The sequence below is a fragment of the Variovorax sp. Sphag1AA genome (assembly GCF_014192575.1).
Classification (GTDB): Bacteria; Pseudomonadota; Gammaproteobacteria; order Burkholderiales; family Burkholderiaceae_C; genus Variovorax.
In genome coordinates, this window is sequence record NZ_JACHYC010000006.1 from 631,435 (window position 1) to 647,827 (window position 16,393).

Below are 16,393 nucleotides of genomic sequence, written 5' to 3' on the forward strand. Positions count from 1 at the left end.
AGGGCGCCCGAGAGCAGGGCGATGGCGTGGCGGGAAATGCGGATCATGGTCGCGCCACGCTAGCGCGCGTCTGTGACGCTTTCGTGTCCGCGCGCCTCGCTATCCTGCGCGCGTGAAGTCCCCCGACCTGCCCGAATTGCTGGAGCTCCAGGCGCTCGCCCAACGGGCGGGCGCGAGCATGACGCGCCGCGCGCTGGGCGAGGTCGAGGCCGGCGCGCAACGCTTCGCGCTGGAGGCATTCATTCTCGGCAGCAGCGCACCTGACGCGCCCGCGATCGGCTTCTTCGGCGGGGTGCATGGGCTGGAGCGCATCGGGGCCGAAGTCACCATCGCCTATCTGCGCAGCCTCGTGATGCGGCTGCAGTGGGATTCCACTGTGCAGCGCCTGCTGGAGGACGTGCGGCTGGTGTTCATGCCGGTGGTCAACCCGGGCGGGCTCTGGCTTGGCACGCGCGCGAATCCGAACGGTGTGGACCTGATGCGCAATGCGCCGGTCGATTCAGTCGAGCGCGTTCCCTTTCTCATCGGCGGTCAGCGCGTGAGTGCCAACCTGCCATGGTTCCGCGGGGCACCGGGCGCACCGATGGAGCGCGAGAGCGCGGCACTGTGCGAGCTCGTCGAAACCGAACTGCTGAATCGCCCGTTCAGCATCGCGATCGATTGCCACTCCGGCTTTGGTCTTGCCGACCGCATCTGGTTTCCGTTCGCGCATGCGTCGCGCCCGATCGAGCATCTGGCCGAGATGCATGCGCTGTGCGAGATCGTGGACGACACGCTGCTGCACCATCGCTATGTGCTGGAGCCGCAAAGCCGCCAGTACCTCGCGCACGGCGACCTGTGGGATCACCTCTACCTGCACGCGTGCGAACGCGGGCGCGTGTTCCTGCCGCTCACGCTGGAGATGGGCTCGTGGCTATGGGTGAAGAAGAACCCGAAGCAGCTTTTCTCGCGGCACGGCATCTTCAATCCGATGATCGAGCACCGCCAGCAGCGCGTGCTGCGTCGCCATGTGGGTTGGCTGGATTTCCTCACGCGCGCCGCGTGCAGCCACGAGCGCTGGCTGCCCACCGGCGCAGGCAGGGAAGAGCACACGCGCCGCGCGCTCGCGCGCTGGTATGCCGGCGACGGCAAGCGTGGAAGGGGCGGGCGGTGACCACCTGGGTGCTGCTGCGCGGCCTCACGCGCGAAATCGGCCACTGGGGCACGTTTCCGGCAATGCTGCGCGACCACCTGCCGGAAGGCAGCCACGTGATCGCGATCGACCTGCCCGGAAACGGCCGCCTGAACGGCCACCGGAGCCCGGCCCGGATCGAGGCCTATGTCGACGACTGCCGCGAGCAACTTCGCGCGCTCGGCGTCACCACGCCGGTGTGCGTCGTGGCGATGTCGCTCGGTGCGATGGTGACGGCGGACTGGGCCTCGCGACACCCCGAAGAACTGGCGGCCTGCGTGCTGGTCAACACCAGCTTGCGGCCTTTCAGTCGCTGGTATCGCCGCCTGCGCCCCGCGAACTACGGCGCGCTGCTTCGCGTGGTGTGGCCCGGGAGCAGCGCTCGTCTGCGAGAGCGGATCATCCTCGCCATCACCACGCGGCACCCCCCGGATGCGGACCGCACGGTGGACGCATGGACCGCGCTGCGCGAATCGCGGCCGGTGAGTGGTTCGAATGCGCTGCGGCAACTGTGGGCGGCGATGCGCTACCGCGCGTCCGCGGAGGCGCCGGCCGTGCCGCTGCTGGTGCTCTCGAGCCAGCGCGATGGGCTGGTGGACGCGCGCTGCTCGCAGCGCCTCGCCCAGGCGTGGCGGGTGCCGATAGCCCTGCACCCGACGGCGGGCCACGATCTCCCGCTCGACGATGGCCCGTGGGTGGCCGGTCAGGTCGCGCAGTGGGCGGCCGCACTCACTTGTGGCCGTCCGCCGGACGCAGCACGTTGTTCTTCAGCGTGACGGCCTTGCCGATCGGCGGGGCGATGGCGGTCTCCACGGTGCGCAGCGTGCCGTTGTCCATGCGGACGCTGACCTGATAGACCGTCTCCGTGTGCGTGCGCTTCTCGATCTCGTTGCCCGCGAAGCCGCCGCCCACGGCACCGGCCACGGTTGCCAGCGTGCGGCCGCGGCCACTGCCGATCTGATTACCGACCACGCCGCCAACCACGCCGCCCGCGACTGCGCCGACGCCAGTGGTGGGCTTTTGATGCTTGATCGTCCGGACCGATTCGACATGCCCGCATACCGTGCAGACCTTGTGCACGGGCGGCGGCGGAGCCGCGCCTTCGTCCGCGGCCGGCGCGGGGCCGCTCGCCGGGGCGTTCTGCGCAATGACGGCCGGCGCTCTCACCGGCGGCGGTGGCGTCACAGCGGCAACAGCCTGGGGCGGAGGAGGATCGGGCGTCGCTTGAGCGACGGGCGGCTTGAAGTCGTCCGGTGCGCGTACCGGTGGCGCTGCGGCGAGCTGGGTCGCTTGCGGCTGCGCGGTGCTCTCGACCTGCTTGTGGACCAGCGCGCCGCCCAGGGCCGCCACTGCGACCGACAGCACGCCGATGGCGATCCAGAGCGCCCGGGACGGCCGGGTCGCGGAGGGAGTGACGACGGAATTCGAGTCCATGGGGTGTTCCCTTTCACCATGAGCATCGCCGATGCCGCGCATCTGTCAATTCACCGCGGTCCTACAAGCACGGCGCACGGTAGGGCGCGGAGCGCACGTCATCGCGCGGCGTTATCCGACACATCGATGGCCCGGACTCCGGCACGCTCAATGGGTTTTTCTGCGCTTAGCAACCACCCTTCATGAAGACCCAGGCAACGATCGATACCGAAGACTTCCAGCGCCTTCTGAATCGCAACCTCAAGCTGCCATTGATCGGCGGCGTCATCGGTGCCGTGGTGTTCGTGCTGCTCATCGCCTACCTGCTCTCGACCATCGCGCTGGTGGAGCACACCGATCGCGTGACCCGCTCCGCGGCCGAGGCACAGCGCCGCAGCATCGACATGGAAACGGGGATGCGCGGCTACCTCATCACGGGCGACGCGAGCTTCCTCGAGCCCTATGACAGCGCGCTCGCGCGATTGAAGGACGACCTCGGTGCGCTGAAGTCGCTGGTGTCCGACAACCGCGGCCAGACGGAGCGGGTGGACCGCATCGCCTCGCTGCAGAACGCTTGGAACGCGTTCGCGAGCGATCTGATCGAGCGGCGCCGCAACGGAGGCGAGGTGAGCGAGGCCGTGCGTCTCGGCAGGGGCAAACGCATCACCGACGAGATGCGCACCGAATACGCAACCTTCATGGATGCGGAGCAGAGCCTGCGCTTCCAGCGCAACAACGACGCGAACCGCACCGCGATCGCGGTGGTTGCCTTTTTCGTGCTCTTCACGCTCGTCGCGACCGGGCTCATGGCGTACTTCGGGCGCCGGCAATTGATGCGGCTGTCCGGCAACTACGACGAGGTGCTCCGGGATCAGGCCGCCAATGCCGCGGTGGTGGAGGCGCAGTCGCGCCTGCGCGGCGCGCAGACCGAACTGAGCGGAGAACTGGTCGGCGAGCTCAGCGCGCAGGAGATGGGGCGCAAGGTGCTCACCTTCTTCTCGCGCCACGTCGGCAGCCCGGTCGGCGCGTTCTACCTGCGCGAGCGCCAGGGCTCGCTGCGGCGCGTGGCGAGCTACGGCTTCTCGGCGGAAGCCGATGCGTCGCAGCAGGTCTTCGCGCCGAACGAAGGCCTCGTCGGGCAGGTCGCGACCGAGCGGCGGCGCATGCTGATCGAGCCGGTGGAAGCCGCCTACCTAAAGGTCAATTCAGGCCTGGGCGACATGCCTGCGGTGGCTGCGGTGCTGCTGCCGGTGTCGAGCGACGGTTTTATCAACGGCGTGGTGGAGCTCGGGTTCCTGCGCACACCCAGTACCGAGACCCATCAATTGCTCGACATGGTCGCCGCCAACATCGGCAGCGCAGTGGCCGCGGTGCGCTACCGCGAGCAACTGCAGGATGCGCTGGCCGAAACCCAGCAGCTCAACGAAGAGCTGCAAGTGCAGCAGGAAGAGCTGCGCACCGCCAACGAGGAACTGGAAGAGCAGTCGCGCGCGCTGCGCGTTTCGCAGACCGCGATGGAGAACCAGCAGGCCGAGCTGGAACAGACCAACAGCCAGCTCTCCGAGCGCACCGAGGCGCTGGACCTGCGCAACGCCGCCCTGCGCCGCGCACAGCGCGATCTGGAGGATCGTGCGGACGAACTCCAGCAGGCCAGCCGCTACAAGTCCGAGTTCCTCGCGAACATGTCGCACGAACTGCGCACGCCGCTCAATAGCGCGCTGATCCTTGCCAAGCTGCTGCGCGACAACGCGCAGGGCAACCTGAGCGAAGAGCAGGTGAAGTTCGCGGATTCGATCTACGGCTCGGGCAACGACCTGCTGGTGCTGATCAACGACATCCTCGACATCGCGAAGGTCGAAGCCGGCAAGCTCGAAGTGGTCGCGGAACCGGTCGGCGTGGCGAAGATCGCCGCGGGCCTCGAAGACCTGTTCAGGCCCCAGGCCGACGAAAAGCGGCTTGCGCTGCGCGTGGAGGTGCAACCGGATGCGCCGCCCACGCTGGTCACCGACCGGCAGCGGGTCGAGCAGATCCTCAAGAACCTGCTCGCCAATGCGCTGAAGTTCACCGACCGGGGCGAATTGACCCTGACCGTACGCGGCGCGCCCGAGGGAGGCGCGCTGTTCGAGGTAGTGGACACCGGCATCGGCATCGCCGCGGACCAGCTCGATGTGATCTTCGAGGCCTTTCGCCAGGCCGACGGAACCGCAAGCCGGCGATACGGCGGCACGGGCCTGGGTCTCTCGATCTCGCGCGACCTCGCGCAACTGCTGGGCGGCAAGCTCTCGGTGTGCAGCACGCCGGGCGTTGGCAGCACCTTCACGCTGGCACTGCCCGCGCAGGCGCCACAGGCCGGCGCATCGGAGGCCCCGGCCGTGCCGGATCGCGCGGCACCGGCGCCCGTCCGCACGCAGGGCCGCGCATTGCCGCCGGCCACGGCACCCGCCGCGGTGCCAGCGCCGCCTGTCGTTCCGCAGTTCCCCGACGATCGCGAGCTGCCGCCCGACCAGACGCGTCGCCTGCTGGTGATCGAGGACGAGCCGCAGTTCGCGCACATCCTCTACGACCTCGCGCACGAGCTCGGCTACCACTGCCTCGTGGCGCACGGCGCGGGCGACGGCTACAGCCTCGCGACGCGGTTCCTTCCCGACGCGATCCTGCTCGACATGCGCCTGCCGGACAGTCCCGGCCTCGCCGTACTGCAGCGGCTGAAGGACGATCCGCAGACGCGCCACATCCCGGTGCATGTGGTGTCGGCGGCGGAAAGCACGGAAGCCGCGATGCACATGGGCGCGATCGGCTATGCCCACAAGCCCGCGTCGCGCGAGCAGCTCATGGACGTGTTCCGCCGCATCGAGGACAAGCTCGCGCAGAAGGTCAAGGCGGTGCTGCTGGTGGAAGACGACGCGGTGCAGCGCGAGAGCGTGGTCAAGCTGATCGGCGACGAGGACGTGGTGATCACCGCCGTCGAATCGGGCGAGGAGGCGCTGGAGCTGCTGCGCACGCGCGTCTTCGACTGCATGATCACCGACCTCAGGCTGCCCGACATGCAGGGCAGCGAATTGCTCAAGCGCATGGCGACCGAGGAGATCGTCTCCTTCCCGCCGGTCATCGTCTACACCGGCCGCAACCTCACGCGCGACGAAGAGGCCGAGCTGCTGCGGTATTCGCGCTCGATCATCATCAAGGGCGCCCGCTCGCCGGAACGCCTGCTCGACGAGGTCACGCTGTTCCTGCACAAGGTGGAGGCCGATCTTTCGACCGAACGCCGCAACATGCTGAAGACGGTGCGCGGCCGCGATCGCGTCTTCGAGGGCCGCCGCATCCTTCTGGTGGACGACGACGTGCGCAACATCTTCGCCCTGACCAGCGCGCTGGAGCAGCGCGGCGCGGCGGTCGAAGTGGCGCGCAACGGACGCGAGGCGCTGGAGAAGCTCGACCAGGTGGGCGACATCGACCTCGCACTGATGGACGTGATGATGCCGGAGATGGACGGTCTCGAAGCCACGCGCCGCCTGCGGCAGGACCCACGCTTCGACAAGCTGCCGGTGATCGCGGTCACCGCGAAGGCCATGAAGGACGACCAGGAGCAGTGCCTCGCCGCCGGCGCCAGCGACTACCTGGCCAAGCCGGTGGACCTCGATCGCCTCTTCTCGCTGCTGCGCGTGTGGATGCCGAAGATGGAGCGGCTGTGACCGGAAAGGCATCGCCGCCATCGCCGCTGCGTCCGCCGAGCAACACCGACATCGAGTTGCGGCTGCTGATGGAGGCCATCTTCCTCAAGTACAGCTACGACTTCCGCAACTACACGGGCGCCTCGCAGAAGCGCCGCGTGCTGTATGCGCTCGACCAACTCGATCTGCCGAGCATCTCGGCCCTGCAGGACAAGGTGCTGCGAGAGCCGGCGACCTTCGCGCGGTTGCTGCAGTTCCTCACGATCCCGGTGAGCGAGATGTTCCGCGACCCGCACTACTTTCTGGCGTTGCGGCGGCAGGTGGCGCCGCACCTGCACACCTATCCGTCGCTGAAGGTGTGGGTGGCGGGGTGCAGCACCGGCGAAGAGGTGTTTTCGCTCGCGATCCTGCTGCGCGAGGAGGGGCTGCTGGAGCGCACGCTCATCTATGCGACGGACATCAACCCGGCCTCGCTGGAGAAGGCACGCAAGGGCATCTTTCCGCTCGAATCGATTCAGGGCTACACCGCCAACTACCAGCGTGGCGGCGGGCTTCGCTCGTTCTCCGACTACTACACCGCCGCCTACGACGCGGCGCGCTTCGACCCTTCGCTCTGCGCGAACGTGATCTTTGCGGACCACAGCCTGGCAACCGACAGCGTTTTCGCGGAGACGCATCTTGTCTCGTGCCGCAACGTGCTCATCTACTTCAACAGGCCACTGCAGGACCGCGCGCTCGGGCTCTTCCACGAATCCCTGTGCCACCGCGGTTTCCTCGGGCTGGGGGCCAAGGAGAGCATCGATTTCTCCGGCTATGCGAGCCGTTTCGATGCCCTGTCCCGTGGCGAACGCATCTACAGGAAGGCCACATGACAGGTCCGTCCGATGCATCGAAGATCGCGCCCGGCGCCGGCGAGGGCCGGGTGGTGCGCGTCGTCGTGATTGGTGCGTCGGCGGGCGGCGTCGACGCTTTGCTCGCGCTGCTATCCGGTCTCCCGGTCGGCTGGCGGTTGCCGATCGTGGTGGTGCTCCATCTGCCGGAGCAGTATCAGAGCCGGCTCCCGGAAGTCTTCTCGCAGCGCTTGCCGTTTGCGGCGCGCGAGGCCGAAGACAAACTGCCGGTGGCCGACGGAACGCTCTATTTCGCGCCTTCGGGGTATCACCTGTCGATCGAGTCGGACCTCTGCTTCTCGCTGAGCTGCGAGCCACCGGTGCTGTTTTCGCGCCCCGCGATCGACATCCTCATGGGCTCCGCGGCCGATGCCTATGGCCCCTCGCTCGCCGGCGTTCTTCTCACCGGTGCCAACGAGGACGGCGCGCGGGGCCTGTTGCTCATTCACGAGGCCGGCGGGCTGACGATCGTGCAGGACCCCGCCGAGGCGCAGGCGCCCGCGATGCCGCTTGCCGCGCTCGCGCTCCATGAACCCGATCATGTCCTGCCCCTGCGCGAGATTCGCATGCTGCTGATGCAGCTGGATTCCACCCATGCCCTTTGATGTCGAAAGCAAGCTGCTGATCGTCGACGACCTGCAGGAGAACCTGCTGGCGCTCGATGCGTTGATTCGCGGCCCGTCGCGCCGTGTCTTCCGTGCCATGTCCGGCGAAGAGGCGCTCACGCTCTTGCTGGAGCACGAGTTCGCGCTGGCGATCATCGACGTGCAGATGCCGGACCTCAACGGCTTCGAGCTGGCCGAGATGATGCGCGGCACCGAGCGCACGCGGCACATCCCCATCATCTTCGTGAGCGCCGCGGGCCGCGAGATGAACTACGCCTTCAAGGGCTACGAGAGCGGTGCGGTCGACTTCCTGCAGAAGCCGCTCGACGCGCTGGCGGTGAACAGCAAGGTCAGCGTCTTCGTGGACCTCTATCGCCATCGCAAGGCACTGCGGCACGAGATGGACGCGCTCGCCGCGTCGCACCGCCAGCAGGAGGAACTCGTGCAGCAACTGCAGAGCGCACAGCGCGATCTGGAGCGCGCGGTGCGCATGCGCGACGACTTCATGTCGATGGTGTCGCACGAGCTGCGCACGCCGCTCAACACGCTGTACCTGGAGACGCAGGTGCGCAAGCTGCACCTGGGCAAGGGCAACATCGCGGCCTTCTCGCCGGACCGCCTGCCGGCGATGGTCGAGCGCGACCAGCGTCAGATCCAGAACATGGTCCGCCTGATCGACGACATGCTCGATGTGACGCGCATGCGCAGCGGCTCGCTGTCGATCCGGCCCAAGCCGACCGACCTTGCGGCGCTGGCGCGCGGCGTGGTGGAAGGGCTCGCGCAGCAGGCCGAGGTCGCGGGCTCGCGCATCGAGCTGCATGCGCCCGAGCCGGTGGAGGGCGTGTGGGACGAGTTCCGCATCGAACAGGTGCTGACCAACCTGCTGACCAATGCGCTGCGCTATGGCGGCGGGAAGCCGGTCCGCGTGGCGGTGAGCCGAACCGGCGATACGGCCTGCATGGCGGTGTGCGACCAGGGGATCGGCGTCGCGCCGGAGGACCAGGAGCGCATCTTCGAGCAGTTCGAGCGGACCGATGACAGCCGCAAGCATGCGGCCGGGCTCGGGCTGGGGCTCTACATCACGCGGGAGATCGTCCGGTTGCACGGCGGCGACATCTCGCTGGACAGCCGCCTGGGCGAGGGCTCGGAATTCCGCGTCTCGCTGCCGCTGCAAGCCCCTGCGCAGGACGCTTGAAGGGGATGCAGGCGGGGAGGCGTCCTACACGCATTGGCCTGATGCTGGTTTCATACTCTGAAGCTGCCTTCCCGGAGATCCTGAAGTGAACGTATTGATCGTCGACGACAACGAGGCCGCGGCGGATCTGCTGCAGGAACTGCTCGTGCTGCAGGACCACACCGCGCGTTGCACATACACCGGCCGGCAGGCGCTGGAGGTGGCCGCGGGCGAAGTCTTCGATGCCGCCCTCGTCGATCTCACCCTGCCCGACTTTCCGGGGACCGAAGTGGCCCGGCAACTCCGCGCCGCCGCGCGGGGCGCACCGCCGCTGATCGTGGCGATCTCCGGCTTCGCGGCCGAGGAGACCACCAGCGGGACCGGCCTGTTCGACCACCATCTGCAAAAGCCCATCGATTTCGACGCGCTCGACCAGATCCTGTCGCGGGCCGCGGGTCATCAATGAAGGCTTCTCCCGGTGCGCGAAGCTGGATGGCGGCAGGCGTCCGCCATGAGTTGCTCACGCGTGCGCTTCCCGCGTTGCGGCACGACATGGCCGCGCCGGTGTCCGTGATTCGCATGGGCCTGCTGGTGCTGAAGCGCCAGGCCGCCGCCACGCCGGATCCCGCGAACTGGACCGAGCGGCTTTCGCTCATCGAAGACCAGGTCGGGCTGCTCGCGAGCGGCGTGCATTCGTTGCGCGCGTGGGAGCTCTCGGTGGGCGACGAGGAAATCACGCGCAGCGAACTGGTCGCGCAATGCACCGGGCTCATGCGCGTGGCCTTCGAGCTGAACGGTATCGGCCTTCTGGTCGCCGAGGAGCTCTCGCCTGAAAGGGACGAGATGCGTTTTCCGTCCGGCGCCGCCCTGCGCTACATGCTGCTGGGCGCGCTGGGCTATCTGCACGACACCGCCCCCCGCCTCGGCGAGATCAGCATCGAGGCAGACGGCGACGAGGGCCTGAGCCTGGTGGCGCGTCGCGGCGAGTCCGAGCCGGCCGATCCGCTCGCGGGTGCGCATCGCGCGCCGCGTGCGCTGGCCATCGATGCCATCGCGCTGCAGTCGCTGGCTGAAGGCCTGGGTTATGCGGTGTCCGTCGAGCCAGAGCTGGTGCGTTTCGGACTGCGGTCCGCGCCGCCCGAGGTCTGAAGGCCGGGTTGCGGCTCAGCAGGCCGCGAGGATGGGCGCGCGCTTCGTCGAAAGCAAGGCGCGCAGCTTTGCCGGGGCGACCGGCTTCGTCAGCAGCATCACCCCGCCCTTGCGAAGCCGCTGGAGTGCCTCGGGGCCGGTGGCGCCGGAGACCAGCACGGCCAGTGCGCCGGGCTGAAGGCGGCGCGTGTCCTCGATGACCTCCATGCCGTCTTCCTCGCCGTCGAGCTGGAGGTCGCACAGCACCACGTCGAAGTGCGCGTCGGTCTTGTCGAGCCGGGTCAGCGCTTCCTTGCGGGTGGACGCGCAATCGACCTGGCAGCCCCAGAGTTCGAGCAGCGTGCGGCTGCCGTCGAGGATGGCCGGATCGTCGTCCACCACCAGGCAGTGCAGGCCGGCGAGCGGCGCCTGCGCAGCGGCTTCCTTGGCCGGCGCCGCAACCAGACGCGGGTGGGCGATCGGCAGGTCGAGCCAGAAGGTGCTGCCAGCCTGCAGCGCCGAGCGCAGCTTGATGCGTGTGCCCAGCAGCAGCGCGATGCGCGCACAGATCGACAGGCCCAGGCCGAAGCCCTGGCGGCGGTCGCGCTCGGTGTTCGCGACCTGGTAGAACTCCTCGAAGATCCGCGACTGGTGGATCGGCGCGATGCCAACGCCGTTGTCGCGAACCTCGATCCGCACCGCGCCGTTGCGCCGGCGCGCGACCACGAGCACCGTCCCGTCGGTCGGCGTATGGCGGATCGCATTGCTGACCAGGTTGCCGATGATGCGCAGCAGCAGCGCCGGATCGGTGTTGACTGCAAGCCCGCGGTCCTTCCACACCAGCCGGATGCGTGAAGCGGCGGCCGCGGCGGCATGCTGCGCTTCCAGCTGATCGAACAGGCTCGCGAGCGACACCCCGGCAATGGCGGGTGTCAGCACCTGCGCATCGAGCCGCGAGATTTCCAGCAGGTCGTCGAGCAGCACGCCCATGAAGTCGGTGGCTTCCTGCAGGCGCAGCACCGCGGGGCGCTGTGTCGCGTTGGCGGTGGGCAGCAGCCCGTCGATGAAGAGGCCCATCGCATGCAGCGGTTGCCGCAGGTCGTGGCTCGCGGCAGCCAGGAAGCGTGCGCGGGAGAGCGCGGCCTGCTCGGCCTCCGCCATGCGCTGCAAGGCTACCGCGGTGGCCTCGCGCACCTGCTCGTCGCTGATCTGCTGGTTGCGTTGCAGCCGTTCGGCGAGGCGGTTGATGTCGTGCGCGAGGTTCGCGAACTCGTGCCGCGCCCGCCGGTTGCGGCCCGCATCGTCGTCCTCCTCGTCCGCGCCGGAAGTGACCACGTTGCAGCGCGCATCGAACTGGCCGGCTTCGAGCGCGGCGACGGTGCGCGAGATGCGACGCAGCGGCTGTGCGACCGCGCGTGCGGTGTGCCGCACCCAGGCCCACGCAGCCAGGAGCGCGAGCAGCGCGATGCCGATGCCCGCCATCAGCAGGCGCGTGCGCTCGTGCGCGTAGGCGGTGGTGTCGCGGAAGGTCTGGACCAGCCCGATCGCCGCATCGCCAGCCGTGGTCGAGCCGGCCGGCGCGAAGGCGGTCGCGCGCGATGCTTCGCGCAGCGTGATCGGCGCGGTGAACATGCGCAGCTCACCCATGGGCGCGGTCTTCGGTCCGGCGGCGACGAACACGCCTGCGCTGTTGCTGATCTCGACGCGCGTGACCTGTCCGCCGCGCAGCGCCGCGTTGGCGACGTTCTGCAATGCCGGCACGTCGCCCGCATACAGGCTCAGGTCCGACATCGCCGCGACCTGGCGTGCGACGGCCTGACCCTCGGCGTCGAAAGACGCTTCCAGCGCATCGAGGCGGCTGTGGGTGAACCAGCCCGTCAGCGCCAGCGCCACGATGACGCAGGGCACCACGCCGAGGCGGAACAAATCGCGCTGCAGGTTGCCTGCCACGACGACATCGCGGCTCACCGGGGCGGCCGTCGGGTCGTCCTGTCGCACGTCGGGCAACGGCGCGATGGTGGGTTGGGTGGAGGAGGTCATCTGATTGCGGTGACCCGCTCCGTGAGTTCACGCTCTTCCGGCACCCGCAGGCCGAGCCCGCGTGCGACCGTGGTGTTGACGCGCACCGTTGCCGGCGTCGCGGCTTCGACGATCACGCCGTTCGCTCCGGTATTGGCGGCCAGCTTCTGGCCGAGCGCACGCGCCTGCTGCGCCAGTTGCGCCGGCGTGGAAACCGCCGCCGCCAATCCGCCGGAACGCACCATGCCGTCGCTGGCGCCGAAGACTGGCAGGCCCGCGCTTGCGCCGGCACGCAGCACCGCGAGGCAGGCCGCCTGGTTGTCGCCGATCATGTCGGGCAGCACGAGGAGTGCATCGCTGCGCGGCACCAGCACGCGCAACGCCGTCGCGAGCGATTTCGCGTCAGGCGCGAATTCCACCTGCAGGTCCCATCCCTGCGCGGCGCTTTGCAGCTCGCGCACGAGCGGCGCCGATTCGCTGGTCGCCACCACGCCGAGGCGCCGCTTGCGGGGCATGACCGCATCGATCAGCGCGAGCTGGTCGGCCATGGCCGGGTCGCGCAGCAAAACGCCGATCTGGCGATCCGGGTGCCGCAGCGCGGGGCTGGTCTTCAGGCTTTCGTAGTCGAGCCGGCTCAGCATCGCCAGCACCAATGGGTCCTGCCCGGGGCGCTCGATCGCCGAACGTGCCGCCGCCACGCCGACGGCCATGGTGACCGGGGCGTCTGCCGGACGCACGCCACGGGCCCGCGCCGTGGCTTGATCGCCGCCGGCGGGAGCCGCATCCGCGATGGGCTGTCCCGCAGTCAGGCGAATCAGCTCGAGGCGGCTTCCCGCTTCCTGCGTTTCGCGCAGCTGCTGGACGAACTCGGCATAGGGCGCACTCTCGTCCGCCATCAGCACGGTCAATCCGGCTGCGCTCGCGCCACTCCACACCATCAAGGCGCAGGCCAAGGCCGCGACCGCAATGGAGCGCTTTCTTTGAAGCAGTGTGGGGAAAAGCGTGGCGAACATCGGACCGAATCCGCAATGGCTGATGGAGACCAATGTACGGACGCGGCTGTTTGCACGCGATAAGGCAGAGGGCTTATGTCGCCCCGACGCGTGGTCGGATTGTGAGGGGGTCCATGACCCGATTCGCGGCCTGACGGTCTATGTCTGACGGCGTATGGACGGACTACCCCCTGCAAGCCCTCATGCGAGCTCGCGCACGGCTGCCAACTGAGCAGTGATCGCCTGCCGCAGCACCTTCGGCGAGACCGGCTTGTAGAGCACCGCAACGCCCGCACTCGCGACTTCGCGCAGGCGATCGGGCTTGGTTTCGCCGGTGACCAGCAGGCGGGCGGTCGTCGGGCCGATGCCGTTGGGATGGCGCTCCAGCGCGGCCAGCACGTCGAGGCCGTTGTCTCCGCCCTGCAGGAGGAGGTCGCTGAGCACGACGTCCGGTGGCCGGTCCCACGAAGCCGCGAGGGCGAGCGCCTCGCTGCGGCTCTGCGCGGCCATCACCTCCGCGCCCCAGTTCGAGAGCACGACCTGCAGGCCTTCGAGGATGGTGCGCTCGTCGTCGATCACCAGCACGCGGATGTTGCACAGGCCGCCGTCGTCGTCTGCCGCGAGGCCCATCGGCAGCAGGGGCGCCGCGGGCATCGGGATCATCGGCTCGGTTGCGCGGATCATCACGCGCACACAGGTGCCCTTGTTCGGCCGCGAACTCAGCTCGACGCGGGTGTTCAGCAGGGCCGCGAGACGCTGCACGGTCGCGAGGCCCAGGCCCATGCCGCGCGAATCGCGGCCAGCCGGCCGGCCGCCCTGCGGCTCGACCTGATAGAACTCCTCGAACACCCGCGCCTGATGGTGCGCCGCAATGCCGACGCCGGTATCCCAGACGTCAATGCGGATGCCCTTCCGGCGCCGCCGCGCACCGATCAGCACGCCGCCTTCGACGGTGTGGCGCAGCGAATTCGACACGAGGTTGTTGAGGATGCGGGACAGCATCACGTAGTCGCAGCGCACCCATGCATCGGTCTTGCGCACCACCAGGCGCAGGTTCTGCTGCTCGGCCACCGCGCGGAAATTGCGGCTGATTTCGTCGAAGAGCGTGTCGAGCGCGAAGTCGGTCCATTGCGGCTGCAGCACGCCGGCGTCGAGTTGCGAGAGATTGAGCAGCTCGGTGAACAGCCGGTCCAGCGAATCCACGCACTCGCGGATGTGGCCGATGCGTTGCAGGCGCGCGGGATCGGTCTCGCCGTTGGCAAGGCCGTCGGAAAAAAGCGTGAGCGCGTGCAGCGGCTGGCGCAGGTCATGGCTCGCGGCGGCCAGCAGCCGGGTCTTGGCCTGGCTCGCCACTTCGAGCTGCTGGTTCTTGCGCGCGAGTTCGGCAGTGGCGTTGGTAATGCGGCTTTCGAGCTGGTTGCGGCTTTCGGACAGGGCGCGCGCCGCCTGGTTGAAACCGTCCTGCAGGCGCCGGACTTCGGACGTGCCCTTGATGGTCACCTGCGCATCCTCGCCCGCGCCGAGACGCTCGACCGCCTCGCCGAGTTCGCCGATCGGCGCGCTGATCCGCCGCGCTGCCCACCAGCCCGCGAGACCGACGCCCACCAAGCTCGCGGCGAGTACCAGCACCACGTTGAACCACACGGCCTGCTTGGCGCTGCCCACGGCGTCGAGGCTCATCTCGACCATCACCTTGCCCGCGTTCTTGCCGTCGTCGCCGATGATCGGCGCGACCACCTGGAGGCCTTCGCCGCGCGCGCGGTCGGTGGTTTCCGAGTTGGCGACGATCTCGCCGTCCTCCGACCAGATCTGCACCTGCTGCACGTGCGGCTGGTAGCTGCCGGACTGAGCAGTGCGCTGCAGCGCGCGGCGGTCCATGCGCTGGATCTGCGATTGCGCCACGGTCGCGACCTGCAGCGCCACCGTCTGCGCGTTGGCGCGGACCAGTTCGGTCACGTTGGAAAGATGCTGTCGCGTCAGCACCGCGATGACGCCAAGGGTGGCGACGGTGGCCGGCAGCAGGGCGAGAAGCACGAGCTGCTGGGCCAGCGTCAGACGCAAACGATGGAAGGCACGGAAGGACCAGTTCATGAACGGATGTCGAGCGGCGCGCGGGTCCCGTTATACGTTACCGATCGAAAAACTTGGATGGAGAAAAACGACACGGGATTTATTCAAGTTAGTTTCTAATTGTGAATTCAACCGTCCGCGTTCTTTTTAGCCCGATGCAGGCCCTGGTCCACAGCGCTCCCAGCGCATCGCATGCCCGGCTGGATCTTCTCCGGGTGGCGCGGCGCGTTTGCGCGTCGCTGTTGCGTACCGGGCTCCTGCTGATCGCGGGGCTGATGGGCATTCAGGCTGCTTCGGCGCAAACGCCTTCGAACACTGCGCCCCTGCGCTTCGGCATCCTCCCGCTGGGCGGCGCCTTCGAATCGCGCAATGACTGGGAGCCGCTGCTCGGCGACATGAGCCGGGCGATCGGCCGGCCGGTGAGCATGCTCTCGGTGACTTCGTACGAGGCGCTCGAGCAGGCGATCCAGCGTGATCAGGTCGACATGGCGTTCCTGTCCGGCAAGATGGCGCTCGACGCGGTGACGCTGCGCCGCATGAACGTGGTCGCCCAGGTCACGCGCCATGACGGCCTGCCGGGCTACCGGGCACTCCTCCTCACCCGCAAGACCGGCGACTACACCAACCTCAAGAGCCTCCTCGCCGAGCCCGAGAAGTGGCGCATCGCGCGCGGCGAGAGCCGGTCGGTGTCGGGCTTCATCGTGCCGCAGCTGCAACTGTTTCTGCCCAATCACATCGTGATGGAGACGCGCTTCCGGACCGAAGTCGTCGGCACGCACCAGGTGACGGCGCTCGCGGTGGCCAATGGCGAGGCCGACGTGGCGACGAACAACACGGCGGACTTCGAGCGCTTCAAGCTGCAGTTCCCTGCCGAAGCCGACAAGCTGCAGGTGATCTGGGAGTCCGAGCTGATCCCGCACGCGCAGATCGTGATGCGGCGGGAGTACGACGATGCCTTCCGCAGGAAGGTGCAGGGCTTTTTCGTCGACTACGCGAAGGGTAAGGGCCCGCGCGGCGATTCGGAGCGCGCCGTGCTGAAGTCGCTGCACGACCTGGCGGGCTTCGTCCCGGCCGACAACACTTCGCTGATGCCTGCCGCCAAACTGGCCTACCAGCTCGCGCGGCAGAGTGCGATGACTTCGCAGTGGGTCAATGAGGCGGCCCGGCAGGCGCGGCTGCAGCGCATCGAGTCCACCTACGCCGAGCAGATGGCAACGCTTCGTGGAGACGCACCTCGTTGATCGCATCGTGAGGCCAGCC

At 68.4% G+C, this 16,393-nt stretch carries 13 protein-coding genes; 9 read left to right on the plus strand and 4 right to left on the minus strand.

Annotated features, from left to right (window positions below; translation table 11 throughout):
- Positions 1-112: 112 nt before the first annotated feature.
- Both FHW64_RS25775 and FHW64_RS25780 read left to right on the plus strand, forming a co-directional pair.
- Positions 113-1,153: a M14 family zinc carboxypeptidase gene (locus FHW64_RS25775; RefSeq protein ID WP_184531062.1), complete on the plus strand. Its 1,041-nt coding sequence runs from the start codon at positions 113-115 to the stop codon at positions 1,151-1,153.
- Positions 1,150-1,947, plus strand: a complete 798-nt coding sequence (locus FHW64_RS25780) for an alpha/beta fold hydrolase (protein ID WP_184531063.1) — start codon at positions 1,150-1,152, stop codon at positions 1,945-1,947. Before FHW64_RS25775 ends, FHW64_RS25780 begins: the two co-directional genes overlap by 4 nt.
- Here the strand turns inward: FHW64_RS25780 and FHW64_RS25785 are convergent.
- A complete protein-coding gene (locus tag FHW64_RS25785) occupies positions 1,901-2,605 on the minus strand; it encodes a glycine zipper 2TM domain-containing protein (RefSeq protein WP_184531064.1) in 705 nt (234 codons plus the stop codon). The genes FHW64_RS25780 and FHW64_RS25785 overlap by 47 nt on opposite strands.
- A gap of 182 nt (positions 2,606-2,787) precedes the next feature.
- On the opposite strand from FHW64_RS25785, the gene FHW64_RS25790 reads away from it, so the two are divergent.
- From FHW64_RS25790 to FHW64_RS25815, 6 genes are all read left to right on the plus strand, one after another.
- Positions 2,788-6,276 carry a response regulator gene (locus FHW64_RS25790; RefSeq protein ID WP_184531065.1) on the plus strand — a complete coding sequence of 1,163 codons (3,489 nt, stop codon included), beginning with the start codon at positions 2,788-2,790 and terminating at the stop codon, positions 6,274-6,276.
- Between the two features lie 68 nt (positions 6,277-6,344).
- Entirely contained in the window at positions 6,345-7,127 is a 783-nt protein-coding gene (locus tag FHW64_RS25795; RefSeq protein ID WP_184531124.1) for a protein-glutamate O-methyltransferase CheR, read from the plus strand.
- The gene (locus FHW64_RS25800; protein WP_184531066.1) at positions 7,124-7,750 is read left to right on the plus strand and encodes a chemotaxis protein CheB; all 627 of its coding nucleotides are present in this window, start codon (positions 7,124-7,126) and stop codon (positions 7,748-7,750) included. Before FHW64_RS25795 ends, FHW64_RS25800 begins: the two co-directional genes overlap by 4 nt.
- The gene (locus tag FHW64_RS25805; RefSeq protein ID WP_184531067.1) at positions 7,740-8,945 is read left to right on the plus strand and encodes a hybrid sensor histidine kinase/response regulator; all 1,206 of its coding nucleotides are present in this window, start codon (positions 7,740-7,742) and stop codon (positions 8,943-8,945) included. The genes FHW64_RS25800 and FHW64_RS25805 overlap by 11 nt, the downstream gene beginning before the upstream one ends.
- 85 nt (positions 8,946-9,030) lie before the next feature.
- Positions 9,031-9,390: a response regulator gene (locus tag FHW64_RS25810; RefSeq protein WP_184531068.1), complete on the plus strand. Its 360-nt coding sequence runs from the start codon at positions 9,031-9,033 to the stop codon at positions 9,388-9,390.
- Complete coding sequence (locus FHW64_RS25815; protein ID WP_184531069.1) at positions 9,387-10,073, plus strand: hypothetical protein; 687 nt, start codon at positions 9,387-9,389, stop codon at positions 10,071-10,073. Before FHW64_RS25810 ends, FHW64_RS25815 begins: the two co-directional genes overlap by 4 nt.
- A 15-nt stretch (positions 10,074-10,088) precedes the next feature.
- Here FHW64_RS25815 and FHW64_RS25820 read toward each other — a convergent pair whose 3' ends face one another.
- From FHW64_RS25820 to FHW64_RS25830, 3 genes are all read right to left on the minus strand, one after another.
- Complete coding sequence (locus tag FHW64_RS25820) at positions 10,089-12,092, minus strand: ATP-binding protein (protein WP_184531070.1); 2,004 nt, start codon at positions 12,090-12,092, stop codon at positions 10,089-10,091.
- Positions 12,089-13,084, minus strand: coding sequence for an ABC transporter substrate-binding protein (locus FHW64_RS25825; RefSeq protein ID WP_184531071.1), 996 nt, complete (start codon positions 13,082-13,084; stop codon positions 12,089-12,091). Before FHW64_RS25825 ends, FHW64_RS25820 begins: the two co-directional genes overlap by 4 nt.
- A 180-nt stretch (positions 13,085-13,264) precedes the next feature.
- On the minus strand, positions 13,265-15,154 hold the full coding sequence (locus tag FHW64_RS25830) for a hybrid sensor histidine kinase/response regulator (RefSeq protein WP_184531072.1): 1,890 nt from the start codon (positions 15,152-15,154) through the stop codon (positions 13,265-13,267).
- Positions 15,155-15,348: 194 nt separating this feature from the next.
- Between FHW64_RS25830 and phnD the strand changes: the two genes are divergently transcribed.
- Positions 15,349-16,374: a phosphate/phosphite/phosphonate ABC transporter substrate-binding protein gene (gene phnD, locus FHW64_RS25835; RefSeq protein ID WP_409350642.1), complete on the plus strand. Its 1,026-nt coding sequence runs from the start codon at positions 15,349-15,351 to the stop codon at positions 16,372-16,374.
- Positions 16,375-16,393: the final 19 nt, after the last annotated feature.

Excerpts from the sequence above, each read along its gene's own strand:
- FHW64_RS25785 (WP_184531064.1), bottom strand. The coding sequence starts at position 2,605 with ATGGACTCGAATTCCGTCGTCACTCCCTCCGCGACCCGGCCGTCCCGG.
- FHW64_RS25790 (WP_184531065.1), top strand. The coding sequence starts at position 2,788 with ATGAAGACCCAGGCAACGATCGATACCGAAGACTTCCAGCGCCTTCTG.
- FHW64_RS25795 (WP_184531124.1), top strand. The coding sequence starts at position 6,345 with ATGGAGGCCATCTTCCTCAAGTACAGCTACGACTTCCGCAACTACACG.
- FHW64_RS25800 (WP_184531066.1), top strand. The coding sequence starts at position 7,124 with ATGACAGGTCCGTCCGATGCATCGAAGATCGCGCCCGGCGCCGGCGAG.
- FHW64_RS25805 (WP_184531067.1), top strand. The coding sequence starts at position 7,740 with ATGCCCTTTGATGTCGAAAGCAAGCTGCTGATCGTCGACGACCTGCAG.
- FHW64_RS25815 (WP_184531069.1), top strand. The coding sequence starts at position 9,387 with ATGAAGGCTTCTCCCGGTGCGCGAAGCTGGATGGCGGCAGGCGTCCGC.
- FHW64_RS25820 (WP_184531070.1), bottom strand. The coding sequence starts at position 12,092 with ATGACCTCCTCCACCCAACCCACCATCGCGCCGTTGCCCGACGTGCGA.
- FHW64_RS25825 (WP_184531071.1), bottom strand. The coding sequence starts at position 13,084 with ATGTTCGCCACGCTTTTCCCCACACTGCTTCAAAGAAAGCGCTCCATT.
- FHW64_RS25830 (WP_184531072.1), bottom strand. The coding sequence starts at position 15,154 with ATGAACTGGTCCTTCCGTGCCTTCCATCGTTTGCGTCTGACGCTGGCC.